Raw genomic sequence first — 24,845 nt, 5'->3', positions numbered from 1 at the left:
CTGGGCACCGGGTGGGCGGCCGGCCGGTTACGGACGATCACGGCGGGTAACCTGGAGTCGTCAAGAGCATTCGGAGAGTAATCGAGTCGCAGGACGGGGATGCGCGATGTCGATCACACCGGTAGCAGCCACCACCACCGCAGTCACGCCCACCCAGGCCACCCAAATGCAGCAGCGCCAGGCAGATCTGGTGGACCAGCGCCTGGACGACCAGCGGGCGCAGGACCGGCTGCAGGACCAGCGGGTGCAGGACCAGCGCAGGGTCGAGGACCAGCAGTCGATCCGCCAGGACCTCGTGCGCCAGGATCAGCGGCGCGCCGACGACGTGCAGCAGTACCGCGACGAGCAGTACCGCGACGAGCAGTACCGCGTCCAGCTGCAGCGCGTCCAGGAGCAGCAGCGCCTCGACGACCAGCAGCGCATCCAGGAGCAGCTGCGCCTGGAGGAGCAGCTGCGGCAGCGGGCGGAGGAGACCCGGCTGCAGTTCGAGCGGACCACCGACGCCGCCGCGGCCCGGCTCGCCCAGGGCAACGGCATGTTCAGCGGCCGCCTGGACGTCTACCTCTAGGCCCCCAGGCGCGCTAGGCGGCGGCCAGGCGGGCAAGCCGCTCCGGGGTCGGCCAGCGCACGTCCCACGCCCAGCCGGCCCGTTCGAATCGCCGGATCACCCACGCCGACACGTCGATCTGCCCGGGCAGGACGCCGTGCCGGGCGCTGGTCGGGTCGGCGTGGTGCAGGTTGTGCCACGACTCGCCCATGCTCAGGATCGCCAGGGGCCAGAAGTTCGCCGACCGGTCCCGCGCCGCGAACGGCCGCTCGCCGATCATGTGGCAGACCGAGTTCACCGACCAGGTGACGTGGTGCAGGGCGGTGACCCTGACCAGACCGGCCCAGAAGAACGCGGTCGCCGCGCCCCACCAGCTCCAGGTTGCCAGGCCGCCGATGACGGCCGGCGCGAGCAGCGTCGCCACGGTCAGCGGGCCGAAGAGCCGGTGCATCAGCCGGATGTCCCGGTCGGCCAGCAGGTCGGGGATGAACCGCTGCTGGTTGGTGAGGTCCCGGTCGAGCACCCAGCCGAGGTGGGCGTGCCAGAACCCCCGTACCAGCGCCGCCGGTGACGTGCCGAACAGCCATGGGGAGTGCGGGTCGCCCTCCTTGTCCGCGAACGCGTGGTGGCGGCGGTGGTCGGCGACCCAGTGCAGGATGGGGCCCTGCACCGCCATGCTGCCGGCGACGGCCAGGGCGATGCGCAGCGACCGGCGGGCCTTGAACGCGCCGTGCGTGAAGTACCGGTGGAAGCCGACCGTCGCGCCGAGACACGTCACGGTGTAGAAGACCACCGCGAGGGCGACGTCGAGCCAGGTGAGGCCCCACCCCCAGGCGAACGGGACCGCGGCGAGCAGGGCCAGGAACGGCACGATCACGAACGCGTAGACCGCCACCTGGGCCGGCAGGGGCCGCTTCGCGGCCAGCATCGGGAGTGCCACGCCGGGCACGCTAGCGCGCCGCGGTGACCGGCACCCCGCGAACAGGATGCCGGTCGGGGACGTTCAGATGGCGTGGTTGGCGGCGAACAGCCCGGACGGGTCGACCGTGGCGCGGATCGCGCGGAGGCGGCGCAGCGCGGCCGGCTCGTACGCGGTGTCCGCCGCGACGCGCTCCTCGGCGAAGTTCAGGTACTGCGACCCGCTCGCCCACGGCCGCAGCGCCGACACGACCCGGCCGGCGTCGGCGACGGCGGCCGCGCCCATCTCGGGTGTGGCCGCGATCCCGCACGAGAACAGCGCGAACGCGCCGTCGAGGCGGGCGAGGGCGCCGGCGCCCGGGGCGCAGCGGCCCAGCGCCCCGCCGAGCTGGCGCAGCTCGGCCGGGACGAGCAGGACGTGCCGGAGCCGGGGCCGGCCACGCCGAGCAGCGCGTCGACGGCGGCGGCGGGCAGGTCGCCGAGCAGCGCCGACTTCGACACCGACGGCGTCGGTCCCTCCGAGGTCCAGGTGCAGCCGGATCAGCGACGCGGCGGGCGCGTCGGCGAACGTGTCGAGGAACGGCTTGAGCGCCCGCAGCGGCGCCAGGATGCCGGGGCCGGCGGCGCCGAGGACCGCGCCGTCGACGACGAGCAGCTGGCGGCCCTGCAGGACCGGCGGGAGCTGCGGCATCGGCGGGACCTGCAGCAGCCGCAGCGAGGTGGTCACCTCGTCGGGGGCGGTCGCGGCCCAGTCCAGCCACGCCGGCAGCACCCGGGCCGCCTCGTGCCAGTCCCAGGCGAGCAGCCCGGCGTACGCGGTGGTGATCGGGAACAGGTCGAACTCGACGGCGGTGACGACGCCGAAGTTGCCGCCGCCGCCGCGCAGCGCCCAGAACAGGTCCGGCTCGTGGGTGGCGTCGACGCGCAGCAGGGTGCCGTCGGCGGTGACGAGCTCGGCCGCGGTGAGGGCGTTGGCCTGCATGCCGAGAGCGCGGGCGTACCAGCCGATGCCGCCGCCGAGGGAGTACCCGACGACGCCGACGTCCGGCGACGAGCCGTGCAGCGCGGCGAGCCCGAGCGGCGCGGCCTGCTCGACCACGTCGATCCACAGCGCGCCGGCCTCGACGCGGGCGGTGCGCCGGGCGCCGTCGACGGTGACGCCGGTCATCGCGGACGTGCGCAGCAGGACGACGTCGTCGAGGGGGCCGAGGGGGCGCGTTGTGGCCGGTGCCCTGCGCCGCGACCCAGCCCGGCGCCGGCGGCGGCGCGGACGACCGCGGCGACCTCGCCGGCGTCGGCGGGGTACGCCACGGCCGCCGGGCGCTGGTCGACCGTGACGTTCCACGGGGTCCGTGCGGTGTCGTAGCCGGGGTCGCCGGGAAGGTGCAGCGCGCCGCCGCACAGGCCGCGCAGTGAGTTCGCAACAGTGGTCATGCCGTACAGGCTGCGGCGACGCCCTTGGGCCGAACTTGCGGACGACCTGAGTCAGACGTGGGCGCGCAGCTCGGCGAGGGTCGTGACGCCCAGTTTGCGGCGGATCGCGGCGAGCGTGTCGTTCACGGTGTGCGGGGTGAGGAACAGCGCCTGGGCGATGTCCCGGTCGTCCGCGCCGCCGACGGCGAGGGCGGCGATGCGGCGTTCCCCTGTGGTCAGCGACGCCGACGGCTGCGCCGGCACCTGCTCGCCGAGTCCGGCGAGGGCGGCGGCGACGCGGGCCCGCAGGGCGCGGCGCCGCACTGCTCGGCGAGGCGCAGCGCGTCGCGGAGCATGGCCGTGTCCCGGTCGAGGTCGCCGAGGGCGTACAGGGCCCGCGCGTGCTCGAGCCGCGCGGCGGTGCCGGCGAGCAGTTCCACCGCGCCGGCGAGATCGGCCCGGTCCCGGCGCAGTTCGCCGACGACCCGCAGCGCCTGCCCGACACCCCGCGGCGCCCCCCACCGCCTCATGTCCGACAGATCCGACAGCGCCAGCTCCAGCGCCTCGGCGGTCCGGCCGAGCCCGGCGAGGGCCTCGGCGCGCAGCGACCGCTCCTCGAACCACATCGGGTTGCCCTCGTGCCACGGGCGCAGCAGCGCCAGGGCCCGGTCGTGCCGCCCCTCCGCCATCAGCAGCTTCGCCTCCGACTGCTGGAACAGCCGGATCCCGTCGCCGATGCGCGGCCGGTCGTGGTGCTCGTCGACGAACGCCCGTGCCTCGCCCAGCTCGCCGCGGTCGATGAGGGCCCGCACCAGGAATGCCTCGCCGTAGGCGATGCCGATCGCGGGCACGCCGCCCCAGCGCAGGCTCTGCTCGTTGGCGGCGACGAGGGACGTGCACGCCTCGGGCAGGTCGCCGCGGTGCCACTCCCGCCACCCGCGCCACAGGTGCGCGGCGAGGACGGTGAACAGCGACCCGCGGGTGTGCCCGAGGGTCAGCGCGTCGTCCCAGAGGGTGCCGACGTCCTGCTCGGCCTCCTCCATGACCAGACCCGCGATGACCCAGAAGAGCCCAGGGTCGCCGCGCAGGAGGATCCCGTCGTCGAGCGCGAAGCGGGCCAGCCGCGCCGCCTCGGCCAGCCGCTCCCCCTGCACGAACGCCTCCCAGGCGTGGCACACGGCCAGCATCCGCGCGCCGAGCCCGTCGCCGGAGATCTCCGGCATCTGCGCCGGGAACGAGCCGGGGTCGCCGGTGTACATGTAACCCGCGATCTGGGACAGGGCCTGCAGCCCCTGCCGCTCGTCGGCGAACGCCGGGTCCAGCCGCGCCGACGCCCGCCGCGCGAACTCCGGCGCGTTGCCCTCCGGCCCGGTGAAGATCAGCGTGTGGATGAGCATCCGCGACACCGCCGCGAACGTCGCCGGGTCGGTGATCGGGTCGTCGTACGCGGCCCGCAGGTGCGCGATCGCGGCCGGGCCGTCGTTGAGCGTCTCGACCTGCCCGAGCGCCAGCAGCACCGCCGGTCGCTGCTGCGGCGCGGGCGGCTCGGCCAGGGCCCGGCGCAGGTACGCGGCGGCGCCCTCGGGCGCGCCCCGGTGCAGCGCCGTGTCGGCCGCGGCCCGCAGCACGTCGACGACCCACTGGTCGGCGCGTTGCGGGATCTGCAGCAGGTGCGCGGCGACCTGCTCCGGCGTCGCCGACAGCCCGCTGAGGACCCGAGCGGCGCGCTCGTGGTGCAGCTGCCGCTCCCCGGGCGGCAGGTCCTGGTAGACCGCGTCGCGCACGAGCGGGTGCACGAACCCGACCGGGTACTCGTGCCGGACCACCTCGGCCCGCGCGAGCGCCGCGACCGCCGCCGCGGCGGCCGGCTCGTCGACCCCGGCGAGGGCGGCGATCGTCGGCAGGCCCGCGCCGTCGCCGAGGACCGCGATCGCCCGCGCGACGGCGGTGCTCGTCGCGGGCATCCGCCGCAGCCGGATGAGCACCATGCTGGACACGGCCCGCGACCCGATCGCGGTGACCGTGCCGGCGTGCGCGTCGGTGGGCCGCACCCCGTTGGCCTCCAGGGCCCGCAGCAGCTGCCGCAGCAGCAGCGGGTTGCCGGACGTGGTCTGGTGGCACGCGGCGACGAACCGGGGCTCGGCGCCGTCACCGAGCCGCTCCCGGACCAGGTCGGCGACGCCCGTGCCGCTCAGCGGCCCGGGCCGCACCGGCGTGGCCGCCGGGTCGAGCTGCAGCTCGGAGATCAGCGCGTCGTCGTCGTACTGCTCGCCGGTGCGCAGCGTCGCCACCAGCAGCACCGGCAGCCCGTCGAGCCGGCGCACCAGATAGGCCAGAAACCGCAGCGAGCCGGTGTCGCACCACTGCAGGTCGTCCACGACGACGGTGAGGGGCCGGGTCGCGGCGACGTTCGCGGTCAGCCAGTAGAGCCCGTGCAGCGCCGCGAACGTGTGGTCGCCGCGCTCGCCGTGCGCACCCAGGTCGAACACCGACGCGGCCGACGCGGCGGCACCGGCCAGCAGCTGCTCCCGCGCCGCCGGGTCGGTGAGCAGCGCCTCGAACAGCTGCCGCACCACCCCGAAGCCGAACTCCTTCTCCAGCTGGCTGCCCCGCGCCGTGAGCGTCAGCGCGCCGTGCCCGTCCGAGATCCGCCGCGCCTCGGTGAGCAGCCGGCTCTTGCCGATCCCGGCCGGCCCTTCGATCATCACCAGTCGCGGCACCCCGCCGAACGCGTCCCCGGCCGCCAGCCGCAGCTCCGCGATCTCCCTGTCCCGGTCGACAAGGTGCTCGCCGGTCGTTTTCCGCGGCGGTACCCCGGAGCTGTCCCCCGACGCCTGCGGCGCCCGGCCCGGACCGGTCACCGCCACCGGCGCGGCGCCGCCCCCGGAGGTGCGACCCGCTGCCTCCGGCTCCCGGCCGGTGCCACCCCGCTCGCCCGCCCCGGGCGGATCCGGCCGCTGCGGCGCGTCCAGGGACTCCGCCTGCGACAGGACCTCGGCCTCCAAGGCCCGCAGCGCCGGCCCCGGGTCGACGCCGAGCTGCTCCGACAGCGTCTGCCGGGCCCGCCGCAGCGCCGCCAGCGCGTCACCCTGCCGGTGCGCCCGGTACAGCGCCAGCACCAGCAGCCGCCAGCGCTGCTCGCGCAGCGGCTCCTCCGCGACCAGCTGCTCCAGCTCCGGCACCAGCAGCGCGCTGCCGCCGAGCGCGAGCCGCGCCGCGAGCAGCTGCTCCCGGGCCACCTCCCGCAGCTCCGCCAGCCGTGCCGCCTCGGCCTGGGCCCACGGCTCGTCGGCGTACTCCGCGTACGCCGGGCCCTGCCACAGCCGCAGCGCCGCGTGGAGCAGGTCCCGCTGCGCGCCGTGGTCGTCGGTGCCGAGCGCCTCGGTGATGCCCCGGTCGAAGCGCCACGCGTCGACCGCCTCGGCGTCCAGCGTCAGCGCGTAGCCGGGCGGCCGCGACACGATCACGTTGCCGCGGGCCCGCGCCGTCGCGCCGGGCTCCAGGCGGCGGCGCAGGTGCGACACGTACGCCTGCAGCGCCCCGGCCGCGTTCGCCGGCGGCCGGCCGCCCCACACGCAGTCGATGAGCCGGTCGGTGGGCACGATGTCGCCCCGGTGCAGCACCAGCACCGCGAGCACGGCCCGCTGGCGGCGCCCGCCGAGGTCGACGAACGCACCGTCGACCGTCGCGGTCATGTCCCCGAGCACACTCACCCAGAGCCTGCCGGACAGCGGCGTGACCTGCACCGATCCTCCCTGCCCACACCCACCCGAGCGATCAAGGTACCGCGGAACACCCGAACGTCTCCTCAGCCGTTCACCCGGATCACCTACCGTCCGTGCGGACCGAAGCCGCCCGCGTATCTTCGAGCGGGGTCGAAACGTCACCGATAGGGGGTTTGCGCCATGCAGGTACGTTCGCCGCGGATCATCGACGCGAGCTGGGGGCGCATCGAGGTCGAAGGGCTCGGCGTGGTCAAGGACCTCAAGGCGTGGCCCGGTGGCGGGCGCGAGTGGGACTGGGGCGAAACCGGGACGCGGCACTCCCCCGGGATCCAGCCCGCCGACGCCGAGGAGCTCCTGGAGCACGGCGCGACGGTCGTGGTGCTGTCGCTGGGCATGGACGAGCAGCTGGGCGTACCCGGCGAAACCGTGGCGGACCTGCAGGCCCGTGGGGTCGAGGTGCACGTCGCCGAGACCCGGGAGGCCATCGAGCTGTATAACAGCCTGGTCGGGTCCGCGGCGGTCGGCGGGTTGTTCCACAGCACCTGCTGACCGCACAAGACAGGGACGGGGCGGCCGGTGCGACGGGTGTCGGTGGTGGGCAACTCGGGCTCGGGCAAGTCGACGCTCGGCAAGGCCCTGGCGGCGCGGCTCGGGGTGCCGTTCGTCGAGCTGGACGCGATCCACCACCTCCCCGGCTGGCAGCCGATCGACGTCACCGAGTTCCGCAAGAAGGTCGGCGAGATCACCGAGGGCGACGGCTGGGTGATCGACGGCAACTACAGCGCCGTGCGGGACCTGGTGTGGTCGCGGGCGGACACGGTGATCTGGTTCGACCTGCCGCGGCGCACGGTCATCCGGCAGGTGCTGTGGCGCACGATCCGCCGCGGCGTCACCCGCGAGGAGCTGTGGAACGGCAACCGGGAGCGGCTCACCAGCCTGTTCCGGCTCGACCCGGAGGTGTCGCTGCTGCGCTGGTCCTGGACCCGGCACCAGGTCTACCGGGACCGGTACGCACGAGCGGCGGCCGAACGCAAGGACCTCGACTTCATCCGCATCGGCTCCCGCAAGGACGCCGACCGGCTCATCAACTGAAAGTTTCCCCGCCCGTACCGGCACAAAATCGGACCAACACGGCGTCGACCACTCTCCCCGGCCGGACAGCACTCATGGTGCTCGATGGAAGGGAGACACCATGGGCATTCGCCTCCGCGCTGGCCTCGCCGCCATCGGGCTCCTCGCAGCGACCGGGACCGCCATCCTCGCCGCCGCGACCAGCGCGCACGCCGACACGACCATCTGCGAGAAGTACGGCTCCACGACCATCCAGGGCGGCCGGTACGTGGTGCAGAACAACGTCTGGGGCACCGACCAGACGCAGTGCATCAACGTCACCAGCACCGGCTTCAGCATCTCGCAGGCAAACCACAACGTGCCGACCAACGGGGCGCCGGCCTCGTACCCGTCGGTCTTCTACGGCTGCCACTACACCAACTGCAGCAGCGGCACGATCCTGCCGCTGCGGGTCAGCGACTCCCGGTTCGCCGGCATCCAGACCAGCGTCAGCATGAGCTACCCCAGCTCCGGCCAGTGGGACGCCGCGTACGACATCTGGTTCGACCCGACGCCCCGCACCGACGGCCAGAACACCGGTGCCGAGATCATGGTGTGGGTGAACCACGCCGGCGCACCCCAGCCGGTCGGCAGCCGCGTCGCGACCGTGAACCTCGCGAACGGGACGTGGGACGTCTGGTTCGGCAACATCGGCTGGAACGTCATCTCCTACGTGCGGACCCAGGGCACCGGCTCGGTGAGCTTCGCCCCGTCGGCGTTCCTCAACGACGCGGTGAGCCGTGGCTACGCGCAGACGAGCTGGTACCTCACCAGCATCCAGGCCGGCTTCGAGCCGTGGACCGGCGGCCAGGGCCTGGCCGTCAACAACTTCTCCGTGACGACGAACGGCACTCCCCCGACGAGCAACCCGCCGACGTCGTCGTCACCGCCGCCGAACCCGGGCAACGGCAAGTGCTCCGTCACGTACACGAAGAACGACTGGGGCGGCGGCTTCACCGCCGACGTGAAGGTGACCAACACCGGCAGCGCGGCCCTGAACGGCTGGACGGTCGCCTGGTCCTTCAGCGGCAACCAGCGCATCACCAGCTCCTGGAACGCGACGGTGACCCAGTCGGGCACCGCCGTGACGGCCCGCAACATGTCCTACAACGCGTCGATCCCGCCTGGCGGTTCTACCGCGTTCGGCTTCCAGGGGACGTACTCGGGTTCCAACCCGGTCCCGTCGATCACCTGTAGCTGAGTCGTTGGACGGGGCGGTTGCCGTGCCGCCCCGTCCACCCCCCAAGATCCTGTGGTCGTCTTCCCGTTGAGCGTCCGCGCCGTGTCGAGGTGATGCCAAGCCCTCGTCATGATCGAAGGATCCCGGTGGCCGCCCGGACGGCCACCGCCGTCCTTCGATCATGACGGGGTCGGACTGGATCTTGGTGCGCGCCTTGGGCGGAAGACGACCACACGATCCTCGGGGGTGACAACAGGAAACCTCACGACAGCTCCCCAAGAGCAGCGGCAAGCAGCCCCACACCCTCCTCGATCGCCCGCTCGGACAGCGACCCGTACCCGAACAACAGCCCCGGCACCCCCGCCCGCAGCCGATACCGCCCCACCCCGAACACCTCCACCCCCCGGGCAAGCGCCGCCGACTCCACCGCACCCTCCGACAGGTGCGAGGGCAGCCACGCCACGAGATGCTGTCCCGCCGCAACCCCGACCGGCCGCAGCTGCGGCAGGTGCCGGGACAGCGCCGCGAGCAGGACGTCACGGCGCCGGCGGTACAGCGGACGCATCCGCCGCAGGTGCCGGTCGAACTCGCCGCAGCCGAGGAAGTCCGCGAACGTGAGCTGGTCGATCGCCGGTGAGCCCCGGTCGGCGAGCAGCTTCGCCTCGACCACCGGCGCGACCAGGCGCGGCGGCAGGACCATCCAGCCGAGCCGCAGCCCCGGCGCCAGGGTCTTGCTGGCGGAGCCGACGTACGCGACCCGGTCCGGTGCGAGCCCCTGCATGGCGCCGACGGCGGCGCGGTCGTAGCGGTACTCGGCGTCGTAGTCGTCCTCGATGACCAGCGCGTCGCGGGACGTGGCCCAGCGGATCACGGCGGCGCGGGCCGTGGCGGGCAGGACGCCGCCGGTCGGCCACTGGTGCGACGGGGTCAGCACCAGACCGTCGGCATCCACTGTGGACAGTGCGGCGACGTCGACGCCGTCGGGGCCGACGGGCACGCCCGTGACCGACATGCCGGCGGCGGCGGCCAGGGTACGGGCGTCGTCGTCGGCGGACGGGTCCTCCACGGCGAGGCGGGTGCCGCCGCCGGAGCGCAGCACCTGGATCAGCAGGTTCGCCGCCTGGGCGTAGCCGGCGCAGATCACCACGGTGTCCGGGTGCGCGTCGGTGCCGCGGACCCGGTTGAGGTAGCCGGCGAGGGCGGCCCGCAGCTCCGGGGTGCCCTGCCCGCTGGTGTAGCCGAACCGGTCCGTCGGCGCGGTCGTCAGCACCCGGCGGACCGACCGGAGCCAGGCGGCGCGCGGGAACTGCGACACGTCGGTGCGCCCGTAGCCGAAGCTGATCCTCGCCGGCGGCGGCGCGACCGGCGGCTGCACCGCCGCCGGGCCGGCCGCCCTGGCCGCGACCGTGGTGTATCCGCCGGACCGGCTGGTCAGGTAGCCCTCGGCGGTCAGCTGCTCGTACGCCGTGACGACCACCCCGCGCGAGACGCCGAGCGACGCGGCCAGGGCCCGGCTCGGCGGCAGCGCACTGCCCGCGGCGAGCCGCCCGCTGCGGATGCCGTCGCGGATCGACGCCTCCAGCTGCCGGTGGAGCGGGCCGCCGGTACGGTCGAGGTCCACCAGCAGATCCGCCGCCGAATTGGTCTTGTCTCCCGCCATGGAAACGGACCTTATCGCAGGGACCAATCGGCGTGAAGCTGAGTGCATGACGATGACAGGGACAGCAGAGGTGCTCCGCCCCGGCGACCGTGGCTACGACGGCGCCCGGCAGGTGTGGAACGCGATGTTCGACCGCCGCCCGGCCATGATCGTGCGGTGCCGCACGGTCCGGGACGTGGTCGCCGCCGTGCGCACCGCCCGGGAGCGGGACCTGGAGGTGTCGGTGCGCTGCGGCGGGCACAGTGCGGCCGGGTTCGGCGTCACCGACGGCGGGCTCATGATCGACCTCACGCCGCTGGGCCTCGCCAGTGTCGACCCGGCGCGGCGGCGGGCGTACGTGCAGGGCGGCGCGCTGCTCGGCGCCCTCGACGACGCCGCCCAGCGGCACGGCCTCGCGACCACGGCCGGCAACGTGTCGCACACCGGCGTCGGCGGCCTCACCCTCGGCGGCGGCATGGGCTGGCTCGCCCGGCGGTTCGGGCTCGCCTGCGACAACGTCGTGTCCTACGAGGTCGTCACCGCCGACGGCGAGATCCTGCGGGTCAATGCCGAGGAGCACCCGGAGCTGTTCTGGGGGCTGCGCGGCGGCGGCGGCAACTTCGGGATCGTGACGGAGTTCGAGTTCGCGCTGCACGACACCGGCACCGAGGCGCTCGTGGTGGAGTCCACGTTCACCGGCGCCGCCCGGCACGCCGCGATGCGCCGCTGGCGCGACGAGCACCTGGCCGCGCCGCGCCAGGCGACGTTCACCGCGTCGGCGGGCCCGGGCACGCTCACGCTCGGCTACGTGTGGACCGGCCCGGACACCGGCTACCGGCCCACGTTCGGCGCCGGCGGCGTGCAGACCCGCCGGCCGATGTCGTACCTGCAACTGCAGCGACGCGAGGACACCACCGGCCGCCACGCGCTGCGCCGCTACGGCCGATCGCACTATCTCAAGTCGATGCCCGACGCGGCGCTCGACGCGTTCATCGCCGCCGGCGAGCACTGCGGCGCCGGCCTGCAGGGCTACGGCGGCGCGATCGCCGACGTGCCGCAGGACGCGACGGCGTTCGGGCACCGCGACACGATGTTCGAGTTCGGCGCCGGCTCCTCCTGGACCGACCCCGCCGACGACGACGCCGGACGCGACCGGGCCCGGGCCGCGGCGGCGCTGCTGGAGCCGTTCTCCGGCGGCGTCTACGTCAACGCCCTGGGTGAGGAGGGCAGCGCCGGGGTGCGGCGCGCCTACCCGCCTGCGAAACTGGCCCGTCTGACGGCGCTCAAGGACCGATACGACCCGCACAACGTCTTCCACCTGAACCAGAACATCAAGCCCACCGGGACCGCGTCATGATCGTCGTGCACATGCAGACCACCCTCGACAACCGCATCGCGACCGCGGGCGGCACCTTCTGGGACCCGTTCCCGTGGGGCGAGCAGGAGCAGGCCCACATCAACGACTGCTACCGCACCGCGGGCACGTGGGCGATGAGCCGCGTCCTCTACGACGCGATCGTCCCCTGGTGGGAGGAGGTCGCCGCCGGCGGCGTCCCCACCGGCGCCGGCACCCCCAGCGCCGCGGACCTCGAGTTCGCCCGGCTCCTGGCCGGCCTGCGCAAGGTCGTCTTCACCGGCGACGCCGGCTTCACGGCCGCGCCGGCCCTGCGCGGCGACCTCGCCCCGCAGCTCGCCGCGCTGCGCGCCGACAGCGCCGACGTGATCCTGTCCGCCGGCCCCGCGACCCTTGCCCCGCTGTGGCCGGTCGTCGACGAGCTGCTCCTCGCCGTCCACCCGGTCGTCATCGCCGAGGGCCCGTCGCTGTTCACGGTGCCGCTGTCCCTGGAGCACCGCTCGACGACCACGTTCCCGAGCGGCGTGCAGGTCGTGCGGTACGCCGTACACCCGCCGCGATGAACGACCCGACCGGCCTCGTGACGCCCCCCGCCGCGCTGGTCTGCCGGACCTACCTGGAGACCATCGGCGACCTGGACCCGGACTGCCGCGGATGGTTCCTGGCCTTCACCGCCGCCCGGCTGGGTCACCCGGACCTGGCCCGCTGGTTCGCCGACACCGGTGACGCCGGCGGCTGGGCGCCGCGATGGGTGTCGGGCGACGCCACGCCGCTGTCCTGCGTGGCGACGGCGTCGCTCGGCGGGCGCCCGGTCGCGGTCACCGGCGGCGACGACGGGACCGTCCGCGTGTGGGACCTCGCCACCCGCGCCGAGCGCGCCGTCCTCACCGGCCACACCGGCCGCGTCGTGACGGTGGCGACGGCCGTGCTGGACGGGCACCCGGTGGCGGTCACCGGCGCCCACGACCGGACCGTCCGCGTGTGGCACCTGCCCTCCGGCCGGCAACACACCCCGGCGCTGCCGTTCCCGGTGCTGCCGGTCCCCGCGCTCGCCGCCACCGCCACCGGCGACCTGCTGGTGACCCACGGCCGCAGCACGACGCTCCTGACCCGCGTCGATATGCTCCGGGGATGAGCGAGGGCACCGCACCGGCCCGCAAGCCGTCCTGCACCTGCACCGGCTACTCGGTGCAGACCCGGCCGCCGTCGGTGACGTTCCACGGGGAGCGGCAGGACGCCACCAGCGCCCGGCGCTGCACCCGGTGACCCCGGCCGGCGGCACCGGCTTCGGCGCTCTCGACCCGGCCGTGTGGGGCACGGAGGCCGTGCGCACCCGCAGCGTCTGCGACGGCCCGGTGGACCGGGAGCTGCACCAGGCGTGGATCTCCCGCCGCCTCGGCACCGACACCCTGGCCCTGCTGGTCAACGCCTGCTCCGCGACGTGCGTGGCGGCGCTGCCGCCCCCGCACCCCAGGTACCACCCCGCACCGCACACCGGCGGCCCAGGCCTCGAACAGCCCCCGCCATCCAGGTACTGACCGTCCCGCACATCAGCGGGAGTTGTTGAGGTGCGGAGCCCGGGTCAGCCACCCCCGGCGGCGTGGACGAAGGCGCGGACCAGTGTGGTCTCCGCGGCGCTGCGCCAGACCGGGGCGTACTGCAGGACCGGGCCGTCGGTGATGGGCACGAATGCGAGGTCGCGACGCTGCCGGGAGGCGGCCGCGTACGACCCGACGGGGGACACGACGCTGCCGGCACCGATCGCCGTGAGGGCCTCCTCGAGGGTGGCCGCGGTGGCGCCGCGCCGGATGGGCCGCCCGGACGGTGTCACGGCCGGGGTGTGCGCCTGCCACACGTAGTCCGGAACGGGCCCCTCCAGGTCCACCACCGGGTGGTCGCCGAGGTCCTCCATCTCGACCCGGTCCCGGCCGGCCAGCGGATGAGCGGAGGAGACGGCCAGGACCAGCCGCTCGGTGTACAGCTGCGGCCCGACGGTGAGGTCGGGCTCGCGGACGGGCAGCCAGAGCAGGCCGATGTCGACCCGGCCCGCGCGCAGCCCGCCGAACGGGTCGGAGGGGAGGATCTCGCGCATGCGCAGCTCGCATTGCGGATGCCGCTGCCGGAACAGGTCGAGGACGGCCGCGATCTCCTGGTGGTGGGTGTCGAAGGTGCCGATGGTCAGGGTGCCGACCTGCCCGCGAGCGGCGGCGGCGGCCTCGTCGATGCCTGCCATGATCTCGCGGTAGCCCGCGTCGAGCCGGTTGCGCAGCCGCTCGCCGAGCGGGGTGAGCCGCACGCTGCGGCTGGTCCGCTCGAACAGGGCACCGCCGATCCGGCGCTCCTGCTGTTTGATCGACTGGCTGACCCGGGCCTGGGACACGTGGAGGCGTTCCGCTGTACGCCCGAAGTGGAGCTCTTCGGCCAGGGTCAGGAAGATCTCGATGTCGCGCAGCTCCACCGGGCCGCCTCCCCTCGGGTCACCGCGCGTCCGGATCCCGTCCCTGAACTGCGTGATCGGGGAAGCTTAGGGCCTTGACGCCGAACGATAACCGGTGGCTTAAGCGGCGGTTCGATCTTTCGCGTTGTTCCGCCCGGGCGGCGGGGGCGATCGTGCGTCCATGAGCGAAACCCTGATCGACGTCGAAACCCCGAATCCGATGCGCGCTGTCGCGACGTTGCCCACCGGGTTCGGACGGCTGTGGACCGCGCAGACGGTGTCCTCGCTCGGTGACGGGGTGACGCATGCCGCGCTGCCGCTGCTGGCATTGACCTTGACCCGGGATCCGATGGCCCTCGCGGTCGTCACGGCGGCCGGGACGCTGCCCTGGCTGCTCTTCGGGGTGCTCGGTGGCGCGCTGGTGGACCGCTGGGACCGCCGGCGCACGATGTGGGTCGCGGACACGATGCGTGCGGTGCTGCTCGCGATACCGGCGGCCGCGGCCGTGCTCGACGTGCTGAGCATTCCACTCCTCGCGGCCGTCGCGTTCCTGCTCGCCCTCGGCGGGCTCTTCTTCGACACGGCCGCCACGGCCTACCTGCCGGATCTGCTCGGCCGCGACCCCGCACTCCTGGAACGCGCCAACTCCCGCCTGCGCGGCACCCAGACCGCCGCGTCCGGCTTCGCCGGGCCACCCGCGGGCAGTGCGCTGCTCACGCTCGGGCGGACGGTCCCGCTGCTCGCCGACATGGTGTCGTTCATGCTCTCCGCACTGCTCGTCCGGTCACTGCCCGCCGTGCCGCGGCCCGCCGCAGGCGCCCGCGAGTCACTGCTGCGCCAAGCGCGGGCCGGGGCCTCCTACGTCTTCCGGGACCGGCTGCTGCTCGGGCTCGCGCTGCGTCCGGCGGTCGGCAACATCGCCTTCCTCGCCGTGGAGACCGTCCTCGCCCTCTTCGCCCGTGAGCGCCTCGCCATGGGCCCTTTCGGCTTCGGCCTGCTGCTCACCGCGGAGGCCGCCGGAGGCCTGCTCGGCGCGGGCATCGCCTCCTTCCTCGGCCGGCGGCTCGGCACCGGCACCGCACTGACCTGCACGGCCGCGGTCGAGGGCCTTGCCATCCTGGGACTGGCCGGCGCCCCGAACCCGTACGTGGCTGGGCTCGCACTCGCCGTCTGCGGGGCGGGGATGGGCGCCACGATGGTGCTGGCGCCCTCCCTCCGGCAGGCGATCGTCCCGGCCCGCCTGATGGGCCGGGTCGCCTCCACCTCCCGCATGCTCGCCATGTGCGCCGCCCCGGTCGGCGCCTTCCTCGGCGGCTGGCTGGCCACCACCTACGACCTGCGCACCCCGCTCTACGCCGCCGGCGGCCTTCTCCTGGCCATGACCGCCGTCACGGCCACCATGACCAGCAACCGCCGGGTCGAGACGGCACTCCGCAACGCCACGACTCCCGGACCGGGACAGCAACCCACCGACGTTCCGGCACGCTGAGCAAACCCACCGGCAACGCCTGGACCCACCCCTGCGGCCACAATGCACGGGTGCAGATCAATGAGCCGTACTACCGGCGCGACCTCGCCTACGTGTTCGACCAGGGCTACGGCTTCCACGCCGAGGCGTGTGCGCCGGGCATCCTGGCGCTGCTCGAACCCGTCCGGGCGGGCGGCGGCGTGGTCCTGGAGATCGGGTGCGGGTCGGGGCTGCTGACGAAGCGGCTGGTGGAGGCCGGCCATCGGGTGATCGCCACAGACGCCTCGCCGGCGATGCTCGATCTCACGCGGGCCGCCGTGCCGGGCGCCGAGGACATCCGGACCCTGGTCCTGCCCGATGACCCGCTGCCGGCGGTGGACGCGGTCGTCGGGATCGGGCATGCCCTCAACTACCTGCCCGACAAGGCCGCTGTCCACCGTGCCCTGGTTGCGATCGCCGGCGCGCTGCTGCCCGGCGGGTTGCTGGCGGTGGATCTGTGCGACCTGGAATGGGGCGCCGCCCGGCAGGGGGCGATGGCGCAGGGACGGGTCGGCGACGACTGGGCCATCGTCACGAGGTTCAGCCAGCCGGCGCCGGACCGGTTCGACCGGGACCTCACCACCTTCGTCCGCGGCGCCGACGGCAGCTACCGGCGCGAGGACGAGCACCACGGCAACGTGCTGATCGACACCTCGGCGGTGCCGGCGCTGCTCAGCGGGCACGGGGTGACGGCCACGATCGGCGGCTCGTTCGACGACGAGGATCATCCGCTGCCCGTCGGACTGCACAGCGTCATCGGTCATCGAGCGCGGAAAATGGGTTAATACGGATCGCGAAGAAATACTAGGCTCCCGGCGATGGCACTCGTGGAGGCTCGACAACTGACCAAGGTCTTCCGCAGGCCGGACAAGGATCCGGGGATGCGGGGGGCCGTCAAACATCTCTTCGTGCGGCGGTTCGTGGACAAGACCGCCGTCGATCACGTCGATCTGTCGATCGAGGCCGGTGAGGCGGTCGCGTACGTGGGACCCAACGGCGCCGGCAAGTCGACGACCGTGAAGCTGCTCAGCGGGATCCTGGTACCGACGTCGGGCGAGGTGCGCATCGACGGGTTGTCGCCGCAGAAGGACCGCATCGCGGTGTCGCACCGGATCGGGGTGCTGTTCGGGCAGCGGACCCAGCTGTGGTGGGACCTGCCGGTGTCGGAGTCCCTGGCCGTCCTGCGCGACGTGTACGGCATCGACCACGGCACCTACCGCAAGCGCATGGCCAGGTTCGAGGAGGTCCTGGAGCTCGGCGAGGTGCTGCCGGTCCTGGGCCGCAAGCTGTCGCTCGGGCAGCGGATGCGGGCCGACCTCGCCGCGGCGCTGCTGCACGACCCGCCGGTGGTGTATCTCGACGAGCCGACGATCGGCCTGGACCTCGCCGTGAAGGACCGGGTGCGGGAGTTCTTCCGCACCGTGCGCGACGAGGGCACCACGGTCATGCTGACCAGCCACGACCTCGGCGACATCGAGGGCTTCTGCCGGCGGCTGGTCATCATCGACGAGGGGCGGATCATCTTCGACGGGGACCTGGAGGCGGTGAAGGACGCGTTCGCCCGGGAGCGGCTGCTCAACGTGCAGACCGAGACCGCCGCCGACCTCGACCTGGTCCGGGCCGCGCTGCCGGGTGCGGAGGTCACCGTCGGCGAGACGCCGCTGCTGTTCTCGGTGCGCTTCGACCGGTTCACGATGACCGCCGGGCACGTCGTCACGGCCCTCGCGCCCCTGGCCAACCTCGTCGACTTCAGCGTCGACGAGCCGTCCATCGAGGACGTCATCCGGCGGGTGTACTCCGGGGAACTGGTGCTGACGTCGTGAAGCCGTACCGTGCGCACGCGCGTGCCGCGGCGCTGAGCGCGCTGGCGTACCGCGGCAACTTCCTGCTGTCCCTCGGCGGCGCCGCGTTCCAGCTCATCGCGCTGCTCGCGGTGTGGAAGGTCCTGCTCGCCGGCGGGCAGGTCAGCGGGTTCGACTGGCCGCACATGCGGGCCTACCTGGTCGTCGCGTTCGCGTCGGCGACCCTGGTCGGCACGTTCGTCGACTTCCGCATGTCGCACCGGATCCGCTCCGGGCTGGTCGCGCTGGACCTGGTGAAGCCGGTGGACTACCAGCGGGCCCGGTTCGCCGAGACGGTCGGCGGGGTGTGGATCGAGGTCGTCGCCGTCGTGGCCGTCGTCGCGGTCACCGTCGCCGCCGGCGGGGCCCTGGACACCCCGCCCGGGCCGATGCTCGCGCTGTTCGCCGCCAGCATGATCCTGCTGGTGCCGTTGAAGTTCGCGGTCTCCTACGTCAGTACCCTCGCCTGCTTCTGGACGGAGAACTTCGTCGGCGTGCTGTGGGCCAGGCAGGCACTGACCAACCTGCTGTCCGGTGCGGTGGTGCCGCTGGTGTACTTCCCGGGCTGGCTGGCGACCTCGGCGCAGTGGTCGCCGTTCGCCGGGCTCACCTCGACCCCGGCGCTGATCTTCATCGGGCAGGCGTCCGGCACGCACGCGCTCCTGCTCGTCACCACGCAGCTCGGCTGGGTCCTGGCGATGTGGTTCGGTGCCAGGACCCTGTTCCGGCGGGGACTGCGCCGGCTGACCGTGAACGGGGGCTGACCATGCGCACGATCCGGCTCTACGTCCGGCTGCTGGGGGCGCACCTGCGCTCGCTGCTCGAGTACGACAGCGACTTCTGGATCATGATGGTCGGCACGGTCATCGTGCAGGTCGTCAACGTCGTGTTCCTGGCGGCGATCTTCGCGAAGGTCCCGTACATCAACGGCTGGTCCTTCTGGGCGGTCGTGGCGATGTTCGCGATGGTGGCGGTCGCCGAGGGCGTCGGCTCGCTGTTCTTCGAGGGCATGTGGAATCTGGCCTGGCAGATCAACCAGGGCGACCTCGACTACATGATGGTCCGCCCCTACCCGGTGGTGCTGCAGGTCAGCAGCATGCAGATCGGCGTCAACGGGCTGTCCAACATCGTCACCGGCGGGCTCATGCTCGGCTTCTCGGTCGCGCACCTCGGCGTCAGCTGGTCCGCGGGCAGGATCGCGGTCGCCGTGGTCGTGCTGCTGTCCGCGATCGCCATCAAGGTCGCGATCAACCTCGCCACGAACGCGGTGTCGTTCTGGATGCAGAGCCCCAGCCCGCTGTTCGCGTTCGCCGTGCACCAGGTCGGTGACCTGGCCCGCTTCCCGCTGTCGATCTACCCGCTGGCGCTGAAGGCGGCGCTGGGCTTCGTCCTGCCGTTCGCGTTCGTCAGCTTCTTCCCCGTCAGCTACCTGCTCGGCGGCGGCTCCGCGTGGGTGGGGCTGCTGACCCCGCTGGTCGCCGTCTACTGCCTGGGCGTCGCCTGGCTGGTCTTCTCCCGCGGCCTGCGCCGCTACGAGAGCGCCGGCAACTGAGGGTCGAGCAGTGATCGTGCGGCGGTGGCGGTCTTCGACCTGCCGTCGGCCGCGGCCAGCCATTGCCGCAGCGCGGGCTCGGTCACCGGTACGCCGGCGCGCAGGTGCTCGTCGCGCAGCAGTTCCACCAGCGCGTGCAGGCCGCGGGTCCTGCGGTCCAGGCACGGCAGCAACGCGGTCAGCACCGCCCGGACCTGCCCGCCGAGCCCCGCCATGGACAGGTCGCCCAGCGATGCGGCCCACCGGTTCAGTGGTACGGCGGGAGCCAGCGTCGCCATTGCGGCTGCCAGCGCCGCGGCGCTCATCCGCTGCGGCATCAGCGCCGCGGCGGCGTCGACGGCGACGGTGCGCTCGCCGATGGTGGCAGCCGCCAGCCCGGCCGCGACGACGTAGGGGCTCAGCGGCGGCAGCTCGGCGACCGTGCTGCCGAGCAGTTGCAGAGCGTAGGCGCCGCCGTTGACGGTGCCGTGCAGGGAGTCGTTCTGGTGGTGCAGCGAGACGGCCAGGAGCGGCTCGATGTTGCCGGGCCACACCGACGCCAGCCACGGGTGCCACGGCGCGCCGGGCGTGCGGACGGATGAGTCCACACCGGCGAGTGCCACGGTCGGCAGCGCCGGATCCGGGGGTGCCGGCGCGGCGGCCGGCCCGAGCGCGCCGACCCGGATGGGGCTGTAGGGCCGCTCGGGATCGCACGACACCCGCCATGTGGGTGCCCGTCCGGCGCCGGCCGCGTCGAAGCCGGGCCCGCGGCCGATCAGCGGCGCGTCGTCGCCACGCGGTGCACGGGCCCGGGCGGCGGCGATCCACAGTGGACGGTCGGAGCGGCTGAGCGCTGCCGGTGCCGGCCCGCCGAGCGCATACGTGAGGGAGGCGCCGAGGGCGCCGGGTATCGCGGCCGCTTCGTCGCGGACCGCCGCGGACACGCCGGCCGGGTCCGGCCCGAGCCGCAGGAGCGCGGCGACGACGTCGAGCGGATCCGGCGCGGCCTCCTCGGCGAGCCGCTGCACGAGCACCGCCGGCGCGATCCAGCCGCCGGCATGGGTCGGCTCCGCGCACGGCGCGAACCGGCGCCCGGCACGCAACGCCGACTCCACGGCGGACACCCGCCCGGCGAGCAGCTGCACCTGCGGTGCCAGCGACGGCAGCCGGCGTATCCGCGGCGCGTGGGCGGCGGCGAGCACCACCCCGGCGACGACGTCGAGCAGCAGGTCCCACTCGTACGCCGGGCCGTCCCGCAGCAGGCGTGCCGCCCGGCGGCCAGCCCGGCGTACTCGCCGGGGTCCGGGCCGAGCCGGGCGGCCGCGCACAGGGCACGTTCGAGCAGCTCCGCGTCGGTCGGGTCGGCCAGCAGGATGGCGAACGCCTCGGCCAGCTCCGCCGGTTCGGTGATGGGCGCCACCGCCTCCAGTTCCGGCGCGGCAACCTCCGGCGGGGCAACCGGTGCCGTGACCGCGGGCGGCGCCTCGACGCCGAGCCAGCCGCGGGCAGCGGCCGCGACCGCGGGCGCCAGTGCCGGCAACGCGGACAGGACGGCACCGCGCTCGCCGCGTGCGCGCAGATGCTCGACGCAGGCCGCCTGGACGTCCGGGTGCGGATGCCCGAGCGCGGCGACGATGACGGACGACTGTCCACTGCCGACCCGCGCCGCGAGGGCGAGGGCCTTCGTCGCGGTGGACTTCGCCGGGGCGAGGACCGCGGCGGCGAGCCCGTCGGTGAGCGCGGCGCTGTCGTGGTCGAGCCGGCCCGCCTTCTGCACCGCGGTGAGGGCGTCGACGGCGAGCGCGACGGTGGGCCCCACGGAGCTTCGCAGCAGCATCGCGTAGCCGGCCTGACGCGCGGCGCGTTCGTCGGCGGACGGCGCCAGCGCGGCGTGCAGGCGGGAGTACCAGCCGGCCCGGTACTGCGGGAACCCGAGCCCGAGCGCGGCGACCGTCGCGTCCAGGACCCGCGCGCGGTCGATCGTGCCGTCGGACAGCAGATCGAGGACGGCGTCGTGCCAGGTCTGCACGCGCGAGCCACGGTACTTGTCGACGTTGGCGAGGCTCACCTGCCGGTTGCCCTCGATCTCGAAGATCCGCCAGAACGCCCGGGCCAGCAGTTCCGGGTCTGCTCGGAGCAGATCCGCCCGGCGGCCGCCGCCGCCGCTGAACCGCCCACCGAACTGGTTGACCATCGCCAGCACGTAGTCGTCGTCGGCGTCCAGCGTGACCAGCCCGTCGCGTTCCGCCCGGCGGATGATGCCGAAATCGGGGCTGTAGTCCGTGGTCGCGATCGTGCGCACCGTGTGCCGGGCGAGCGCGTGCAGGAACCGGCTACCCCGCGAGCGGGCGATCCGCAGCCGCTGGTCGTCCGTCGGCCAGGTCAGCTGCTCGGCCGGCGCCGTGGCCGCGAGGATCAGCTCCAGCCGCCGGCCCTCCTCCTGCGTGTACCGGTCCTTGCGACCGTCCAGCGCGTCCCGCCACGCGTACCGCTCCCAGGCCTGCAGCGCCGGCCGGTGCAGCGCCTCCCGCTGGCCGGCCGTGAACGCACACACCCGGTCGAGCAGCACCCCGACGTCGAGCGTCAGCAGTTCGGTCAGCGTCGCCACCCTCGCAGGGTAGCCGCGCCCGTCACGACGGTGCCCGGCCCAGGCCCGCCTCCCGGGCCCGGACGATCGCCTGGGTGCGGTGCGGGACCTGCGGCGCGAGCACCGCCATGACGGCACCGGCGGCGCTCGATCCGTCCACCGACGCCGACACCGCCGCGTCCACGGCGCCGCAGAGGACGACCAGGGCGGTCCCGGTGATCAGCGCGAGCTCCAGGACCCGGCCGCGTCGCGTCGCCGGGCGCCTGGCCGGGAACCGCACGTTGACCAGGCCCTGCACGGCGATCGGCAGGAAACCCGGGCTGGAGGCCGCGAGCCCGGCCCGCACCAGCGGCCCGTCGTCGCCGCGCAGCGCCGCCTCGTACGCCGGGAGCACCGCCGTCACGTGCACGGCCAGGAGGACGGCGGCGCCGGCGAGCAGCCAGCCGAACGGCAGGTCCGGCCGCCGGTCGATGAGGACCGCACCGGCGACGCCGTAGGCGAGCATCGTGGTGAGGGGCTCCAGCCACGGCACCGGGCCGGTGTGGCCGCCCGCGGCCCACGCAGGGAGACGACCCCGGCCAGGACGGCGACCAGGGTCGCCGCCGCGCATCGGGCGGCGGCGGGGCTGGGTTGGCGGACGGTGTCGATACGACGAGCATCGCGTCCGCCGGCTGGTGCGGCAATGGCCGGTGTTCCCGCGGCGGCGGGAGTTCCTCCCGGCCACGCGGGAACGCGCGCTCTGGGCCGGGGCACGGCGCGCGCCGCACGCTCGACAGCGTTGGACACCCGTCTGAGGAGGAAACCATGAAAGCCGTCCGGTACGTCACCGCGTTCGCCGTCGTCGTCATCTCGCTGATGAACCTGCCCTTCGCGTTCGACGACGGCGGGGCCGGCCTCGCCATGCCCGTCCGCGTCCTGATCAGCCTGCTGGGCGTGCTGGGCATCGCCGCCGCGGTCGCGCTGCTGGCCAGGGCGGCCTGGGGCGCCCCGGCCGTCGTCGCCGTCGGCGTGGTCAACCTGATCGGCGCCGTTGTCGGCGTCGCCACGGGCATGGAGGGCGGCCTGATCGGGCTGGCCGTCAGCCTGGTGGCGACCGGGCTCGGGGCCGCGACGCTGCTGCAGGGCCGCCGCACGCCGCAGGCCGCCTGACCCCGGTACCGCCGCGGGCCCCGGCTTCGCCGGCCGGGGTCCGTGGCGTGCGTTACAGCCGGCACGCTCCCGCCGTGCGATAGTTCACCGGCGGAATGTTTGACTCGGCAGCTATGTTCTACTGCCCGTCAGACCCAGGAGCTTGGAGCGTGCGAGATGCAGTTCGGAGTGTTCACCGTCGGTGACGTCACCCAGGACCCGACCACTGGCCGGGTGCCGACGGACGCCGAGCGGGTCAAGGCGATGGTGACGATCGCGCTCAAGGCCGAGGAGGTCGGCCTGGACGTCTTCGCGCTCGGCGAGCACCACAACCCGCCGTTCGTGCCGTCCTCGCCGACCACGATGCTCGGCTGGATCGCGGCGAAGACCAGCCGGTTGCAGCTGTCGACCGCGACCACGCTGATCACGACCAACGACCCGGTCAAGATCGCCGAGGACTACGCGATGCTGCAGCATCTCGCCGACGGCCGGGTGGACCTCATGATGGGCCGCGGCAACACCGGCCCGGTGTACCCGTGGTTCGGCCAGGACATCCGCAACGGCATCGCCCTCGCGGTGGAGAACTACGCGCTGCTGCGCCGGCTGTGGCGCGAGGACGTGGTGGACTGGGAGGGCAACTTCCGCACCCCGCTGCAGGGCTTCACGGCGACCCCCCGCCCCCTCGACGGCGTGCCGCCGTTCGTGTGGCACGGGTCGATCCGCAGCCCCGAGATCGCCGAGCAGGCCGCCTACTACGGCGACGGCTTCTTCGCCAACCACATCTTCTGGCCCAAGGAGCACACCCAGCGCATGATCGGGCTGTACCGGCAGCGCTTCGAGCACTACGGGCACGGCACCGCCGACCAGGCGATCGTCGGGCTCGGCGGGCAGGTGTTCATGCGGAAGAACTCGCAGGACGCCAAGCGGGAGTTCCGGCCGTACTTCGACAACGCCCCCGTCTACGGCCACGGCCCGTCGATGGAGGACTTCACCGCGCAGACGCCGCTGACCGTGGGCAGCCCGCAGGAGGTCATCGACCGGACGCTGTCGTTCCGGGAGTACGTCGGTGACTACCAGCGGCAGCTGTTCCTGCTCGACCACGCCGGGCTGCCGCTGAAGACGGTCCTCGAGCAGCTGGACATCCTCGGCGAGGAGGTCGTGCCGGTGCTGCGCAAGGAGTTCGCGGTCGGCCGCCCCGCGCACGTGCCGGACGCACCCACGCACGCCTCGCTGAAGGCGGCACAGACCGAGAAGGTGGACGCATGAAGCGCCTCGTGGTGATCGCCGCCGGGCTCAGCCAGCCGTCGTCGACCCGGCTCCTCGCGGACCGGCTCGCCGCGGCAACGGCCCGCGAGCTCGGCGGGGAGCTCGCGGCGGACGTGCGGGTGGTGGAGCTGCGCGACCACGCGCACGAGATCACCGACCACCTGCTGACGGGCTTCCCCGCCCCGGCGCTCAAGGACGTCCTGGACGCGGTCGCGGCCGCCGACGGGCTGATCGCCGTGTCGCCGATCTTCAACGCCTCCTACAGCGGCCTGTTCAAGTCGTTCTTCGACGTCCTCGGCGACGACGTGCTCACCGACAAGCCGGTGCTGCTCGGCGCGACCGGCGGCACCGCCCGGCACTCCCTGGCCCTGGAGCACGCGCTGCGGCCGATGTTCACGTACCTGCACGCGGTGGTGGCGCCGACGTCGGTGTTCGCCGCGACGGAGGACTGGGCCGGCGGCGGCGACGCGACCCTGCACCGGCGCATCGACCGCGCCGGCCGCGAGCTCGCGGACCTCGTCGGCCGGCGGGCGTCGCCGGTGGTCGCCGACCCGTTCGCGCTGACGACCACGTTCGACGCCCTGCTGTCCGGGCAGGGCCGTGCGGTGACGAACGACCTGCGGCTTTAGGCGCTGTATCGAAGTGGGGGTCGGAGCGAGGCG

Annotated in this window: 27 protein-coding genes; 17 read left to right on the top strand and 10 right to left on the bottom strand. The window is 73.9% G+C overall.

Annotated features, from left to right (window positions below; all coding sequences use genetic code 11):
• Positions 1-106 precede the first annotated feature (106 nt).
• Positions 107-568, top strand: coding sequence for an MICOS complex subunit MIC60 (locus tag OHA72_RS24945; protein ID WP_327010205.1), 462 nt, complete (start codon positions 107-109; stop codon positions 566-568).
• Positions 569-581: 13 nt separating this feature from the next.
• On the opposite strand, the gene OHA72_RS24940 is transcribed toward OHA72_RS24945, so the two are convergent.
• The 5 genes from OHA72_RS24940 to OHA72_RS24920 form a co-directional block, all read right to left on the bottom strand.
• Complete coding sequence (locus OHA72_RS24940; RefSeq protein WP_327011659.1) at positions 582-1,475, bottom strand: acyl-CoA desaturase; 894 nt, start codon at positions 1,473-1,475, stop codon at positions 582-584.
• Between the two features lie 75 nt (positions 1,476-1,550).
• Positions 1,551-2,633, bottom strand: a complete 1,083-nt coding sequence (locus tag OHA72_RS24935) for an FAD-binding oxidoreductase (protein ID WP_327010204.1) — start codon at positions 2,631-2,633, stop codon at positions 1,551-1,553.
• Positions 2,630-2,899, bottom strand: a complete 270-nt coding sequence (locus tag OHA72_RS24930) for a hypothetical protein (protein WP_327010203.1) — start codon at positions 2,897-2,899, stop codon at positions 2,630-2,632. The genes OHA72_RS24935 and OHA72_RS24930 overlap by 4 nt, the downstream gene beginning before the upstream one ends.
• A gap of 51 nt (positions 2,900-2,950) precedes the next feature.
• Complete coding sequence (locus tag OHA72_RS24925) at positions 2,951-3,142, bottom strand: helix-turn-helix domain-containing protein (protein WP_327010202.1); 192 nt, start codon at positions 3,140-3,142, stop codon at positions 2,951-2,953.
• A complete protein-coding gene (locus tag OHA72_RS24920) occupies positions 3,115-6,624 on the bottom strand; it encodes an ATP-binding protein (protein WP_327010201.1) in 3,510 nt (1,169 codons plus the stop codon). Before OHA72_RS24920 ends, OHA72_RS24925 begins: the two co-directional genes overlap by 28 nt.
• Before the next feature lie 159 nt (positions 6,625-6,783).
• Here OHA72_RS24920 and OHA72_RS24915 point away from each other — a divergent pair, with 159 nt between their 5' ends.
• From OHA72_RS24915 to OHA72_RS24905, 3 genes are all read left to right on the top strand, one after another.
• Complete coding sequence (locus OHA72_RS24915; protein ID WP_327010200.1) at positions 6,784-7,152, top strand: Mth938-like domain-containing protein; 369 nt, start codon at positions 6,784-6,786, stop codon at positions 7,150-7,152.
• A gap of 27 nt (positions 7,153-7,179) precedes the next feature.
• Complete coding sequence (locus tag OHA72_RS24910) at positions 7,180-7,695, top strand: shikimate kinase (RefSeq protein WP_327010199.1); 516 nt, start codon at positions 7,180-7,182, stop codon at positions 7,693-7,695.
• Between the two features lie 100 nt (positions 7,696-7,795).
• Positions 7,796-8,914 (top strand): glycoside hydrolase family 12 protein, encoded by a 1,119-nt coding sequence (locus tag OHA72_RS24905; protein WP_327010198.1) that lies wholly within the window; start codon positions 7,796-7,798, stop codon positions 8,912-8,914.
• 241 nt (positions 8,915-9,155) lie between these two features.
• Here the strand turns inward: OHA72_RS24905 and pdxR are convergent, their stop codons facing one another.
• Complete coding sequence (gene pdxR, locus OHA72_RS24900; protein ID WP_327010197.1) at positions 9,156-10,553, bottom strand: MocR-like pyridoxine biosynthesis transcription factor PdxR; 1,398 nt, start codon at positions 10,551-10,553, stop codon at positions 9,156-9,158.
• A gap of 46 nt (positions 10,554-10,599) precedes the next feature.
• On the opposite strand from pdxR, the gene OHA72_RS24895 reads away from it, so the two are divergent.
• From OHA72_RS24895 to OHA72_RS24875, 5 genes are read left to right on the top strand one after another with little or no spacing between them, the layout of a single operon-like run.
• Entirely contained in the window at positions 10,600-11,889 is a 1,290-nt protein-coding gene (locus tag OHA72_RS24895; protein WP_327010196.1) for an FAD-binding oxidoreductase, read from the top strand.
• Positions 11,886-12,449: a dihydrofolate reductase family protein gene (locus tag OHA72_RS24890; protein ID WP_327010195.1), complete on the top strand. Its 564-nt coding sequence runs from the start codon at positions 11,886-11,888 to the stop codon at positions 12,447-12,449. The genes OHA72_RS24895 and OHA72_RS24890 overlap by 4 nt, the downstream gene beginning before the upstream one ends.
• The gene (locus OHA72_RS24885; protein WP_327010194.1) at positions 12,446-13,021 is read left to right on the top strand and encodes a WD40 repeat domain-containing protein; all 576 of its coding nucleotides are present in this window, start codon (positions 12,446-12,448) and stop codon (positions 13,019-13,021) included. Before OHA72_RS24890 ends, OHA72_RS24885 begins: the two co-directional genes overlap by 4 nt.
• Positions 13,018-13,152 (top strand): hypothetical protein, encoded by a 135-nt coding sequence (locus tag OHA72_RS24880; RefSeq protein ID WP_327010193.1) that lies wholly within the window; start codon positions 13,018-13,020, stop codon positions 13,150-13,152. The genes OHA72_RS24885 and OHA72_RS24880 overlap by 4 nt, the downstream gene beginning before the upstream one ends.
• A complete protein-coding gene (locus OHA72_RS24875; RefSeq protein WP_327010192.1) occupies positions 13,149-13,424 on the top strand; it encodes a hypothetical protein in 276 nt (91 codons plus the stop codon). Before OHA72_RS24880 ends, OHA72_RS24875 begins: the two co-directional genes overlap by 4 nt.
• Positions 13,425-13,468: 44 nt before the next feature.
• Here OHA72_RS24875 and OHA72_RS24870 read toward each other — a convergent pair whose 3' ends face one another.
• Positions 13,469-14,344, bottom strand: a complete 876-nt coding sequence (locus tag OHA72_RS24870) for a LysR family transcriptional regulator (protein WP_327010191.1) — start codon at positions 14,342-14,344, stop codon at positions 13,469-13,471.
• A 160-nt stretch (positions 14,345-14,504) separates the two neighbouring features.
• On the opposite strand from OHA72_RS24870, the gene OHA72_RS24865 reads away from it, so the two are divergent.
• Genes OHA72_RS24865 through OHA72_RS24845 form a run of 5 tightly spaced genes read left to right on the top strand, consistent with a single transcriptional unit; the run spans position 14,505 to position 19,223 of the window.
• On the top strand, positions 14,505-15,812 hold the full coding sequence (locus OHA72_RS24865; RefSeq protein ID WP_327010190.1) for an MFS transporter: 1,308 nt from the start codon (positions 14,505-14,507) through the stop codon (positions 15,810-15,812).
• A 50-nt stretch (positions 15,813-15,862) separates the two neighbouring features.
• Positions 15,863-16,615, top strand: coding sequence for a class I SAM-dependent methyltransferase (locus OHA72_RS24860; RefSeq protein WP_327010189.1), 753 nt, complete (start codon positions 15,863-15,865; stop codon positions 16,613-16,615).
• Between the two features lie 33 nt (positions 16,616-16,648).
• On the top strand, positions 16,649-17,653 hold the full coding sequence (locus tag OHA72_RS24855; RefSeq protein ID WP_327010188.1) for an ABC transporter ATP-binding protein: 1,005 nt from the start codon (positions 16,649-16,651) through the stop codon (positions 17,651-17,653).
• Positions 17,650-18,435 carry an ABC transporter permease gene (locus OHA72_RS24850; protein ID WP_327010187.1) on the top strand — a complete coding sequence of 262 codons (786 nt, stop codon included), beginning with the start codon at positions 17,650-17,652 and terminating at the stop codon, positions 18,433-18,435. Before OHA72_RS24855 ends, OHA72_RS24850 begins: the two co-directional genes overlap by 4 nt.
• A 2-nt stretch (positions 18,436-18,437) precedes the next feature.
• Positions 18,438-19,223 carry an ABC transporter permease gene (locus OHA72_RS24845; protein ID WP_327010186.1) on the top strand — a complete coding sequence of 262 codons (786 nt, stop codon included), beginning with the start codon at positions 18,438-18,440 and terminating at the stop codon, positions 19,221-19,223.
• Here the strand turns inward: OHA72_RS24845 and OHA72_RS24840 are convergent.
• From OHA72_RS24840 to OHA72_RS24830, 3 genes are read right to left on the bottom strand one after another with little or no spacing between them, the layout of a single operon-like run.
• Positions 19,202-19,921, bottom strand: coding sequence for a hypothetical protein (locus OHA72_RS24840; RefSeq protein ID WP_327010185.1), 720 nt, complete (start codon positions 19,919-19,921; stop codon positions 19,202-19,204). The two genes, OHA72_RS24845 and OHA72_RS24840, sit on opposite strands and share 22 nt — an antisense overlap.
• 56 nt (positions 19,922-19,977) lie before the next feature.
• Positions 19,978-21,810, bottom strand: a complete 1,833-nt coding sequence (locus OHA72_RS24835) for a DUF6493 family protein (protein ID WP_327010184.1) — start codon at positions 21,808-21,810, stop codon at positions 19,978-19,980.
• A gap of 22 nt (positions 21,811-21,832) precedes the next feature.
• Complete coding sequence (locus OHA72_RS24830) at positions 21,833-22,321, bottom strand: hypothetical protein (RefSeq protein WP_327010183.1); 489 nt, start codon at positions 22,319-22,321, stop codon at positions 21,833-21,835.
• Between the two features lie 272 nt (positions 22,322-22,593).
• Here OHA72_RS24830 and OHA72_RS24825 point away from each other — a divergent pair, with 272 nt between their 5' ends.
• The 3 genes from OHA72_RS24825 to OHA72_RS24815 all read left to right on the top strand — a co-directional run bounded on the left by OHA72_RS24825 (position 22,594) and on the right by OHA72_RS24815 (position 24,812).
• The gene (locus tag OHA72_RS24825) at positions 22,594-22,938 is read left to right on the top strand and encodes a hypothetical protein (protein ID WP_327010182.1); all 345 of its coding nucleotides are present in this window, start codon (positions 22,594-22,596) and stop codon (positions 22,936-22,938) included.
• Positions 22,939-23,094: 156 nt separating this feature from the next.
• Positions 23,095-24,183: an LLM class flavin-dependent oxidoreductase gene (locus tag OHA72_RS24820; protein ID WP_327010181.1), complete on the top strand. Its 1,089-nt coding sequence runs from the start codon at positions 23,095-23,097 to the stop codon at positions 24,181-24,183.
• A complete protein-coding gene (locus OHA72_RS24815) occupies positions 24,180-24,812 on the top strand; it encodes an FMN reductase (RefSeq protein WP_327010180.1) in 633 nt (210 codons plus the stop codon). The genes OHA72_RS24820 and OHA72_RS24815 overlap by 4 nt, the downstream gene beginning before the upstream one ends.
• The last annotated feature ends 33 nt before the right edge of the window (positions 24,813-24,845 follow it).

It is taken from the genome of Dactylosporangium sp. NBC_01737, assembly GCF_035963215.1.
In the GTDB taxonomy this organism is placed as follows: Bacteria; Actinomycetota; Actinomycetes; order Mycobacteriales; family Micromonosporaceae; genus Dactylosporangium.
Note: the sequence above shows the minus strand (reverse complement) of the source record. Positions and strands in the feature narration are given on the sequence as shown.